Genomic DNA, 11,052 nt, shown 5'->3' with positions numbered 1-11,052 from the left:
CGGAATATCGCGGATTTCTGCGGAGCACCACCCACAGCCACCCGCACACCACATCACCGCAGGTCAGAGGGGGCGCCCTGCTTTTCTGCGGATTTTGCGGTTTGTGCGGCGGCATCCGCCCATGCACTCAGCCCCACAGGAGTGAGCCTTGGACGAACACGGCACCCTCACACCCCTCACCGACGACGACCCGGCCCCGGTTCTCCTCACCGTCGAGGAGGCCGCCCGCTGTCTCCGCATCGGCCGGACCACGTGCTTCGCGCTCATCCGCTCCGGAGAGCTGGAGTCCATCGACATCGGCCGTCTCCGCCGCGTCCCCGCCGACGCCCCCGCCGCGTACCTCGCCCGCCGCCGCGCGGCCCAACGAGCCGCTTGACGACGCCCGGGGCGGCAGCACTCCCGGACAGGACAATCCGCCGCCCCGGTCCCCATCCCGACACCGAGAAACAGGAGCCTGCCTGTGGCAGAAGAGAAGAAGCGCACCCGTCGCGCCAACGGCGAATCGGCGATCTACTTCGGCAAGGACGGCCGTTGGCACGCCCGCGTTCCGATGGGCTACAAGGACGACGGAACGCCGTACCGCCGGCACCTGACGCGCCCGACGCGCAAAGAGTTGGTCGACGAGGTCAGGAAGCTGGAGAAGCAGCGAGACGAGGGATCGGCGCGTCAGCCCGGCAAGCCGTGGACGGTCGAGAAGTGGCTGTTGCATTGGGTCGAGAACATCGCCAAGCCGACCGTCAGCGAGAACACCTACGACGGCTACGAGGTGGCCGTTCGCGTCCACCTTGTGCCCGGTGTCGGCAAGCACCGCCTTGACCGCTTGGAGCCCGAGCACCTGGAAAGCCTGTACCGCCGGATGCAGAAGAACGGGGCCCGCAAGGCCGGCACGGCTCACCAGGCGCACCGCACCGCCCGGACCGCGCTCGGTGAGGCGGTGCGACGCGGCCACGCGGCCAAGAACGCTGCCGCACTGGCGAAACCGCCACGGATGGAAGAGGACGAAACAGAGGTTGAGCCCTACTCCGTAGACGAGGTTCAGCGGCTGCTGCTGGAAGCCAACAAGCGCCGGAACAGCGCCCGATGGATGCTCGCCCTCGCCCTCGGTCTGCGACAGGGCGAGACGCTCGGTCTGCGCTGGTCTGATGTCGACCTGGACAACGAGTACCTCAAGCTGCGCCGCAACCGTCTGCGTCCCAGGTACAAGCACGGGTGCCCGGAAGCCTCGCCGTGCGGTCGGGCGGCGGCGGGGTACTGCCCGGACAAGGAACAGGTCCGGCGCGAGACCAAGAACACCAAGTCGCGGGCGGGCCGGCGCGCGGTGCCCCTGCCGGGCCCGCTGGTCGCCATGCTCCGCTCGCACGCGGAGGCGCAGGCACGCGAGCGCAAGACCGCCGGGGACCTGTGGGTCGAGTCGGACTACGTGTTCACCAAGAGGTTGGGTGGCCCGTTGAGCCCGAACACGGACTACCACGACTGGAAGCGGCTGCTGGAAGACGCACAAGTCCGGGACGGCCGACTTCACGACGCCCGGCACACGGCCGCCACGGTGCTCATGCTGCTCGGTGTCCCTGACCGGGTCATTGACCAGATCATGGGATGGGAGCCGGGGACCTCCGCACGGATGCGGGCGAGGTACCTGCATGTGCCCGACGTCATGTTGAAGGACGTCGCCCGGAAGATCGCCAATGCGATCTGGGGAACCCCGGACACCCCGGAAACACCCGCTGTGGACAAAAACCAGGACAACGAGCGCTGAGACACGTCGAAGGGCCCCACCGCGAACGGTGGGGCCCTTCGACATCGTGCCCGGTGAGGCACTGGCGGAGGATACGAGATTCGAACTCGTGAGGGGTTGCCCCCAACACGCTTTCCAAGCGTGCGCCCTAGGCCTCTAGGCGAATCCTCCGCCGCAAACAATACAAGACGTTGAGGAGTGCTCGCGAACTCGTTCCCGCCTGCCGCCATCGGGTACTGTGGGCGCAGCCCCTCACGCGGCGCTATCTGACTGAACTCCCCCAGGGCCGGAAGGCAGCAAGGGTAGGTCGGCTCTGGCGGGTGCGTGGGGGGCGCTCGCGTTCCGGGGCGGGGCCGGTTGTCGGTGGGCGCCTATAACCTCGTATGCGTGTCGTCTCTCGCGCTGTACCGCCGTTATCGCCCGGAGTCGTTCGCCGAGGTCATCGGGCAGGAGCATGTCACCGACCCGTTGCAGCAGGCGCTGCGGAACAACCGGGTCAATCACGCGTACCTGTTCAGCGGACCGCGCGGATGTGGCAAGACGACCAGCGCGCGCATCCTGGCCCGCTGCCTGAACTGCGAGAAGGGCCCCACGCCCACGCCGTGCGGCGAGTGCCAGTCCTGCCGGGACCTGGCGCGGACCGGCCCCGGCTCCATCGACGTCATCGAGATCGACGCCGCGTCGCACGGCGGTGTGGACGACGCCCGTGACCTGCGGGAGAAGGCCTTCTTCGGGCCCGCAGGCAGCCGTTACAAGATCTACATCATCGACGAGGCCCACATGGTCACGTCGGCCGGGTTCAACGCTCTGCTCAAGGTCGTCGAGGAGCCGCCGGAGCACCTCAAGTTCATCTTCGCCACCACCGAGCCCGAGAAGGTCATCGGCACCATCCGGTCCCGGACGCACCACTACCCCTTCCGCCTCGTGCCGCCCGGCACGCTGCGGGAGTACCTCGGCGAGGTGTGCCAGAAGGAGAACATCCCGGTCGAGGAGGGGGTCCTGCCGCTCGTCGTGCGTTCCGGCGCCGGCTCCGTGCGTGACTCCATGTCCGTCATGGACCAGCTCCTCGCGGGCGCCGGCGAGGCCGGTGTGACGTACGCCATGGCCACCTCCCTCCTCGGATACACGGACGGCTCGCTGCTCGACTCCGTCGTCGAGTCGTTCGCCACCGGGGACGGGGCCGCCGCCTTCGAGGTCGTGGACCGGATCATCGAGGGGGGCAACGACCCGCGGCGGTTCGTCGCCGACCTGCTCGAGCGACTGCGGGACCTCGTCATCCTCGCCGCGGTCCCGGACGCCGCCGAGAAGGGGCTCATCGACGCCCCTTCCGACGTCATCGAGCGGATGCAGGCCCAGGCGGGAGTCTTCGGCGCCGCCGAGCTGAGCCGCGCCGCCGACCTCGTCAACCAGGGCCTCACCGAGATGCGCGGCGCCCACTCGCCCCGCCTCCAGCTCGAGCTGATCTGCGCCCGCGTCCTGCTCCCGGCCGCCTACGGCGACGAGCGGTCGGTGATGGCCCGCCTCGACCGGATCGAGCGCGGCGTGAACTTCTCCGCGGGCTCGGCCCCCGCCGGAATGCCCGCCGTGGGGTACGCCCCCGGCGCGGAGGCCCACGCGGCGGCCGCACCGGCCCCGTACGGCGCCCCCGTCCCGCCGACCGCCGCCCCCGTCCCGCCGGGAGGCGGCGCGGCAGCCGCCCGCGCCGCGGTACGCGGCTCGGCTGCCCCGAGTGCTCCGGTGGCTCCGAGTGGTCCCGCGGCCCAACCCCCTCATTCGCCCCAGGTTCCCCAGGCTCCCCAGACGCCCCCCTCGCCCCAGCAGGCCCCCGCGGCACCCGCCGCGGCCCAGGCGAGCCCCGTCGTCGCCACCGCCCCTGCCCCTGCCCCCGGCGCCTGGCCCACCGCCACCGCCGCAGGCAGCGGTCGTAGGCCCGGCGGCTGGCCCACCGCGACGCCCGCAGGCGGGGGGCGCCCCGCGGCGCCCCCCGCCCCGGCCGCCGCGTCCGCCCCGGCGCCGGCCGGACCCGCACCCGCAGCCGCTCCGGCGGCCGCTGCCTACGCCCCGCCCGCCGGTGGCCTCGACCCCCGCACGCTCTGGCCCAACATCCTGGAGGCGGTCAAGAACCGCCGCCGCTTCACCTGGATCCTGCTCAGCCAGAACGCCCAGGTCACGGGCTTCGACGGCACCACGCTCCAGATCGCCTTCGTCAACTCCGGCGCCCGCGACAACTTCGTCAGCAGCGGCAGCGAGGAGGTGCTGCGGCAGGCGCTGGCCGAGCAGTTCAACGTCCAGTGGAAGATCGACGCGCTCGTCGACCCGTCCGGCGGCGGCTCCGCGCCCCCGCCGGCCGGCGGCTTCGGCGGTCCCCCGGTTCCGCCCGGCTCCGGCGGCAGCCACGTCCCGAGCGGTTACGGCGGTGGCTACGGATCCCCCGCCCCGGCTCCCGGAGCCGGCGCGGGCGGCGGCACACCGACCCCCCACACCCCGAACGCCTCCCCTCCCCCCGGCCCCCCACAGGCCCGGCAGGCCCCGCCCCCCTCCTCCGCCCACGCGGCCCCGAGACCCCGGACCGCCGCCCCTGAGCACGTCGCCATCGAGGACGACATCCCCGAGGACGACGACCCCGACCTCAACGAGTCGGCCCTCTCCGGGCACGACCTGATCGTGCGTGAGCTGGGCGCGACCGTCGTGGACGAGTTCACCAACGAGTAGCGGGCGCGCCCGCCGCCAGGGAGACGGTGTCTGCCCGGTGGGCGGCCACCCCGGCCGAGGCCGCCCGCGGTCACGGTCACCCACCTCGCGGGCACTCCGGCAGGCAGGGCATCCCGGCAGACAGGGCACCCCGGCCCACGGTCGCCCCGGTCCGCGGCCCCGCTTCGGAGGAACCTACGAACGCCTCGCCCCCCGTCCTTCGGAAGCCCGCACAAGCACCCGGAGCCGGGCCGGTTAGGCTGACCCCGTGAACGTCCTCGTCATCGGCAGCGGCGCCCGCGAACACGCCCTGTGCCGCTCACTGTCCCTCGACCCCGCGGTCACCGCGCTGCACTGCGCCCCCGGCAACGCCGGCATCGGCGAGGTCGCCGAGCTGCACCCGGTCGACGCCCTGGACGGCAAGGCCGTGTCCGCGCTGGCCACCGAGCTGGGCGCGCAGCTCGTGATCGTGGGCCCGGAGGCGCCCCTGGTCGCCGGGGTCGCCGACGCCGTGCGCGCGGCGGGCATCCCGGTGTTCGGCCCCTCCGGGGAGGCCGCCCGGCTGGAGGGCTCCAAGGCGTTCGCGAAGGACGTGATGGCCGCGGCCGGTGTGCCGACCGCCCGCTCCTACGTCTGCACCACGCCCGCCGAGGCAGCCGCCGCCCTCGACGCCTTCGGCGCGCCCTACGTCGTCAAGGACGACGGCCTGGCCGCCGGCAAGGGCGTCGTCGTGACCGCCGACCTGGAGGTCGCGAAGGCGCACGCCGCCGCCTGTGAGCGGGTGGTCGTCGAGGAGTTCCTCGACGGTCCCGAGGTCTCCCTCTTCGCCGTCACCGACGGCGAGACGGTCGTCCCGCTCCGGCCCGCCCAGGACTTCAAGCGCGCACTGGACGGCGACGAGGGCCCGAACACCGGCGGCATGGGCGCGTACTCCCCGCTGCCCTGGGCCGACCCCAAGCTGGTCGACGAGGTGATGGAGACCGTCCTCCAGCCGACCGTCGACGAGATGCGCCGCCGCGGCACCCCGTTCTCGGGCCTGCTCTACGCCGGACTCGCCATCACCGGCCGCGGCGTGCGGGTCATCGAGTTCAACGCCCGCTTCGGCGACCCCGAGACCCAGGTGGTCCTGGCCCGCCTGAAGACCCCGCTGGCCGGCGTGCTGATGGCCGCCGCCACCGGCAACCTCGCCGACCTGCCGCCCCTGCGCTGGAGCGACGAGGCGGCCGTCACCGTGGTCGTGGCCTCGCACAACTACCCCGGCACCCCGCGCACCGGCGACCCGATCACCGGCCTCGACGAGGTGGCCGCCGAGGACGCCCCGCACGCGTACGTGCTGCACGCCGGCACCCGGCGCGACGGCGACACGGTGGTCAGCGCGGGCGGCCGCGTCCTGTCCGTCACGGCGACCGGCGCGGACCTCGCCCAGGCCCGGGAACGGGCGTACCGGGCGGTCGCGCGCATCGGTCTGGACGGCTCCCGGCACCGCACGGACATCGCTGCGAAGGCGGCGGCCGGGACGGGCTGATCCGCAGCGGGCGCGCAGCTCCCGGCAGGCACTTCCAGGCCCCGGATCCAGGACGGGAACGTCCATCGGATCCGGGGCCTGTTCCGTGCCCGCAGGCATGCACCTTTCCCCAAAGCCATTCCATCGGGTGACCCCTCTTCCATCCGGCTGACGGAGGCCGACGTGCCAACTAGGGTGCGGCGCAAGCGTTCCGGCACTTGGCCCACCGGCATTGCGATGTCAGTGACGACTGCCACAGTGGGGGAGTGAGCAAGACCAGAAGAGCCGGGACGGCCTGCACTGAGGGGAGGGGGTGAGGTCCGGCGTGACCGGTATCGGAGTGGAGGCGCGTGCCCAGGGGGCGCGGGCGAGGGCGCTGGCGGTGCTGCGGATCCGCAGCCGGGCGCTGGCCGTCGCGCTGCTGCCCGCCGCGGCGGCGGTGATCCTGCTCGCGGGCGGCTCCAGCGGCCGCTTCGTGGGCCACGGCTGGGACGTCGCCCGCTGGGCGACGTCCGTGCTCGCGGTCCTCGTGCTGCTGGCCGCCGGGGTGATCGCCCTGGTCGTCGCCCGGGCCCGGCCCGCCGTCACTCCCACGGTCGAGATCGCCGAGAGCGCGGCCCCCGACCTGTACCGGCTGGTGCGCGACCTCGCCGACCGTCTCGACGTCCCCGCGCCCTCCGCGATAGCGCTCACCCCGGACTGCGACAGCTGGCTGGAGGACCGCACCCACCCGGCCCACGGCCCGCCCGCGCCCCGTGCGCGCGACGAGATAGCCGGCCCCGGCCATCACCCCCACGGCCGTACGACGACGGCGCCGGTCCTCGTCATCGGCTCCCCGTTCCTGTGGTGGATGCGGGTGGGCGAGCTGCGCGCCGTCCTCGCACCGGTCGTCGCCGGCACGGGCCCCTCCGCGCACCCCGACATAGCGGCTGCCCGGCGCTTCGTGCGCGGGCTGGACGCCGCGGTGGCCGTGTCGGCCGACCGCGGCCGGGGCCCCGGCGTGCGGCTGCTCGGCGCGGGCATCGGCCGGGTCGCCCGCCTGCTGCTGCGGAGCTGCCAGGCGCACGCGGCGGAGATGGAGCGTGGGGTGGCCGCGGCGGCGGCCGAACGGGCCCAGACCGTGGACTACGGGCTGCGGATCGTCGCCCAGGAGCAGGTCGGGCTGGCGTACGCCGGCTGGGACCGGCTCCTCACCCGCGTGGCGCTGCCCGCCTGGCGCATGGGCCGCTGGCCCTCCCGGCTCGACGTCGGGGTGGTCGCCGCCCTCACCGAGCTGTCCCGGCGCGACCGTCTGGCCGAGGGCTTCACCTCCCGGCTGGGCGAGCGCCCCGCCTGCGATCTGCTGGAGGAGCCCGGCGCGGTCGACGAGGCCACGTCCCTCCTCGCCGCCCGCCTCTTCCACGGCGGCCCGGCCGAGACCGGCCCCGACTGGTCCCCGGTCGCCTGGCAGGAGTATCCGGACGAGGTCGTCGACCGCAAGTGGCGTACCGACGCGGCCCGTCTCCACCGCGTGCTGGACGCCCTGGGCGTCCGCCGCACCACCCCGGCCGCGGAGGGCCCCAACCTGGCGCGCGTACTGGACCATCTCACCGGTCCCGGTCCCGGTCCCGGTCCCGTCCGGGACGGCGAGCCGGGCCCCGCCCCCGCCTCCCGCACCCCCTCCGGCGACGCGGACGAGGACGACGAGTTCCCCCAGAACCCCCGCAGCGCCGCCCTGGCCACCCGCCTCGGGGCCGAGGTCGCCCGCGAGGAGGCCGGGGCCGTGCCGTCGGGGCCTGGAGGGCGGCCGGCCGGCCAGGGGCCCGAGGCCGCGCTCTGGGACGACCGCGCGCTCCCGCTCTTCCCGCTCCAGCCCCCGCGCACCGACCGCGAACTGCTCGCCGACCACGTCACGGCGATGGTCTGCTGCGCCGCGATGGACATCGTGGGCGCCACCCCCGGCCTCGACTGGCTCGACGGTCCGACCCTACTGGTCGACGGCGAGCGCGTGACCGACCTGACGTCCCGCGTGCTGAGCCTGGTCGAGGACGGCGACGCGATCCCGCTGCGCACCTGGCTGGTGGAAGTGGGCATACGGCCGGAGAAGCCCGTACGCCTCGGCTGACGAGGACCGGCCGGCAGCCGGAAGGCAGGCCGCCGCCCACAGCGGAGCACTTAGTTCCACTTTCAGCCAATTCACAACGAATAGTGACCGTCTGCGGGCGTTGTGTGATGTGCTGGGACCGATCCCGCTCACGGCAAGCGCCGGCGACATAGGACGACCGCGCGAAACGCGTAAAACGCGTGAATCGTCGCACCGTGCCACGCCACGGGCAGGACACGAGCAACCAGGCAAGCCCGTACACCCAGCAACGCGCATGCCCCGGGCGCACCGCCTGCCGACCACAGGCACCCGCCCGGCACCCGCACAGCCGTATCCGTACCGCACGCGAACAGGCCGCACACACACCGGCAATACGGGGGTCAGAGGGAGGGAAGCACCATGGGACACAAGCACATCCGCCGATGGGAATCGGGAGCGCTGGCGCACGCCGTGACGGATCCCTTCGGCCAGGGCCCCCTCCCGTGGCTGCGCGGCAGCGAGACCTACTTCGACGACACCGGCCAGGTCGTCCCCTGGTACGTCGACCCGGTCCCCGCCGCCACCCCGGAGCCGGCCTCCCGGATCCCGTCCCCCCGCTCCGGCGGAGGTCCCCGCTCAGCCGACGACGTCCGCCGTCAGATCAAGGGCTTCACCTCCACCGGCGCGGTCGCCCCGGGCGAGGCCATCGACTTCCACATCACCGTCGACCCGCCCCAGGAATTCAGCGTCGACATCTACCGCATCGGCCACTACGACGGTGACGGCGCGGCCAAGATCACCACCAGCCCCCGTCTCCCCGGCATCGTCCAGCCCCCGCCCCTGACGGCCGACCGCACGGTCTCCTGCCACCACTGGTGGCTGTCCTGGCGCCTCCAGGTCCCGTCGTACTGGAACGTCGGGGCGTACGTCGCCGTCCTCACCACCGCCGACGGCTACCGCTCCCACATCCCCTTCACCGTCCGCGACAACCGTCCGGCCGATCTCCTGCTGCTGCTCCCCGACATCACCTGGCAGGCCTACAACCTCTACCCGGAGGACGGCCGCACCGGCGCCAGCCTCTACCACGCCTGGGACGAGGACGGCCGCCTCCTCGGCGAGGCCGACGCCGCGACGACCGTCTCCTTCGACCGGCCGTACGCGGGCGCCGGCCTCCCCCTGCACGTCGGCCACGCCTACGACTTCATCCGCTGGGCCGAGCGCTACGGCTACGACCTCGCCTACGCCGACGCCCGCGACCTGCACGCCGGTCACGTCCAGCCCACCCGCTACCGCGGCCTGGTCTTCCCCGGCCACGACGAGTACTGGTCGACGGCCATGCGCCGCACCGTGGAACTCGCCCGCGACAGCGGCACCTCACTCGTGTTCCTCTCCGCCAACACCCTGTACTGGCAGGTGGAGCTGGGGCCCTCCCCGTCCGGCGCCCCCGGCCGCCTGCTGACCTGCCGGAAACGCAAGGGCCCCGGCAGGCCGGCGCTCTGGCGCGAGATCGACCGCGCCGAACAGCAGCTGGTGGGCATCCAGTACGCGGGCCGGGTCCCCGAACCCCGTCCCCTGATCGTGCGCAACGCCGGTCACTGGCTGTGGGAGGCGACCGGCGCCCACGAGGGCGACGGCATCGACGGCCTGGTCGCGGGCGAGGCCGACCGCTACTTCCCCCGCACCCCGCTGCCGCCCCACGAGGAGCGCACCCTCCTCGCGCACTCCCCCTACACCGACAGCAGGGGCGCCCTGCGCCACCAGGAGACCTCCCTCTACCGGGCCCCCTCCGGCGCCCTGGTCTTCGCCTCCGGCACCTTCGCCTGGTCCCCGGCCCTGGACCGCCCCGGCCATGTGGACCCCCGCGTCCAGCGCGCCACGGCGAACCTCCTGGACCGCATCTGCAAACGCGACTGAGGCCCCCGGCCGGCCCCGCCTCCGTCCCTCCTCGGCCCGGCACGGCCCGGCCTGCGTCCCCCCTCGGCCCCGTCCGCCCGGCCGCCCCCGTCCGCCCGGCCGCCCCCGTCCGGCCGTGCCCCCGACCCCCGCTGTCCGTGACCGATCCCGATGTACGGGACAATCAAGCCACTCAGACAGAACCACGGGGAGGAACCGTGTCCGGATTCGTAGAAAAGCCCGAACCCCTGCAGGTGCCGGGCCTGGTGCATCTGCACACCGGCAAGGTGCGCGAGCTGTACCGGAACGAGGCCGGCGACCTCGTGATGGTCGCCAGCGACCGCATCTCCGCCTTCGACTGGGTCCTGCCCACCGAGATCCCCGACAAGGGCCGCGTCCTGACGCAGCTCTCCCTGTGGTGGTTCGACCAGCTCGCCGACCTCGTCCCGCACCACGTCCTGAGCACCGAGCTGCCCGCCGGCGCCCCCGCCGACTGGGCCGGCCGCACCCTCGTCTGCAAGTCGCTGAAGATGGTCCCGGTCGAGTGCGTGGCCCGCGGCTACCTCACCGGCTCGGGCCTGGCCGAGTACAAGGAGTCCCGCACGGTCTGCGGCCTCGCGCTCCCCGAAGGCCTGGTCGACGGCTCCGAGCTGCCCGCCCCGATCTTCACCCCGGCCACCAAGGCCGCGGTCGGCGACCACGACGAGAACGTCTCCTACGAGGAGGTCGCCCGCCAGGTCGGCGCCGACACCGCCGCCCGGCTGCGCCGGACGACTCTCGCGGTCTACGGCCGGGCCCGGGACATCGCCCGCGACCGGGGCATCATCCTCGCCGACACCAAGTTCGAGTTCGGCTTCGAGGGCGAGACGCTCGTCATCGCCGACGAGGTCCTCACCCCGGACTCCTCCCGCTTCTGGCCGGCCGACACCTGGCAGCCGGGCCGCGCGCAGCCGTCGTACGACAAGCAGTTCGTGCGGGACTGGCTGACCTCGGAGGACTCCGGCTGGGACCGCGCCGGCGAGCAGCCGCCGCCTGCGCTGCCGCAGGAGGTCGTGGACGCGACCCGCGCCAAGTACATCGAGGCGTACGAGCGGTTGACGGGCACGAGCTGGTCGTAGCGGAACTCGGGCCGTTCGTTCGGAGCGGCCACGAAGAAGCCCCCCGGCC

General features: G+C 73.5%; 7 protein-coding genes, 1 tRNA gene and 1 other RNA gene. 8 read left to right on the top strand and 1 reads right to left on the bottom strand.

Translation table 11 applies throughout. The features are described from left to right. Positions 1 to 148 precede the first annotated feature (148 nt). Entirely contained in the window at positions 149 to 376 is a 228-nt protein-coding gene (locus ACIP5W_RS05465; protein WP_401467119.1) for a helix-turn-helix domain-containing protein, read from the top strand. An 84-nt stretch (positions 377 to 460) separates the two neighbouring features. Next, a complete protein-coding gene (locus ACIP5W_RS05460) occupies positions 461 to 1,756 on the top strand; it encodes a tyrosine-type recombinase/integrase (RefSeq protein WP_401467117.1) in 1,296 nt (431 codons plus the stop codon). Between the two features lie 62 nt (positions 1,757 to 1,818). On the opposite strand, the gene ACIP5W_RS05455 is transcribed toward ACIP5W_RS05460, so the two are convergent. Beyond that, positions 1,819 to 1,906 (bottom strand) — tRNA-Ser (locus tag ACIP5W_RS05455). A 72-nt stretch (positions 1,907 to 1,978) separates the two neighbouring features. On the opposite strand from ACIP5W_RS05455, the gene ffs reads away from it, so the two are divergent. From ffs to ACIP5W_RS05425, 6 genes are all read left to right on the top strand, one after another. Then, an RNA gene (ffs, locus tag ACIP5W_RS05450) (signal recognition particle sRNA small type) lies at positions 1,979 to 2,077 on the top strand. Between the two features lie 45 nt (positions 2,078 to 2,122). Continuing rightward, positions 2,123 to 4,447: a DNA polymerase III subunit gamma and tau gene (locus ACIP5W_RS05445; RefSeq protein WP_401467114.1), complete on the top strand. Its 2,325-nt coding sequence runs from the start codon at positions 2,123 to 2,125 to the stop codon at positions 4,445 to 4,447. Positions 4,448 to 4,694: 247 nt separating this feature from the next. Beyond that, positions 4,695 to 5,951 (top strand): phosphoribosylamine--glycine ligase, encoded by a 1,257-nt coding sequence (gene purD, locus ACIP5W_RS05440; RefSeq protein ID WP_401467111.1) that lies wholly within the window; start codon positions 4,695 to 4,697, stop codon positions 5,949 to 5,951. 304 nt (positions 5,952 to 6,255) lie between these two features. Next, on the top strand, positions 6,256 to 8,034 hold the full coding sequence (locus ACIP5W_RS05435) for a hypothetical protein (protein WP_401467108.1): 1,779 nt from the start codon (positions 6,256 to 6,258) through the stop codon (positions 8,032 to 8,034). A gap of 378 nt (positions 8,035 to 8,412) precedes the next feature. After that, positions 8,413 to 9,906, top strand: a complete 1,494-nt coding sequence (locus ACIP5W_RS05430; protein ID WP_401467105.1) for a N,N-dimethylformamidase beta subunit family domain-containing protein — start codon at positions 8,413 to 8,415, stop codon at positions 9,904 to 9,906. 197 nt (positions 9,907 to 10,103) lie between these two features. Next, positions 10,104 to 11,003: a phosphoribosylaminoimidazolesuccinocarboxamide synthase gene (locus tag ACIP5W_RS05425; RefSeq protein ID WP_401467102.1), complete on the top strand. Its 900-nt coding sequence runs from the start codon at positions 10,104 to 10,106 to the stop codon at positions 11,001 to 11,003. Positions 11,004 to 11,052 lie beyond the last annotated feature (49 nt).

The sequence above is a fragment of the Streptomyces sp. NPDC088766 genome (assembly GCF_044750845.1).
Lineage (GTDB): Bacteria > Actinomycetota > Actinomycetes > Streptomycetales > Streptomycetaceae > Streptomyces.
Note: the sequence above shows the minus strand (reverse complement) of the source record. Positions and strands in the feature narration are given on the sequence as shown.

Excerpts from the sequence above, each read along its gene's own strand:
- ACIP5W_RS05430 (WP_401467105.1), top strand. The coding sequence starts at position 8,413 with ATGGGACACAAGCACATCCGCCGATGGGAATCGGGAGCGCTGGCGCAC.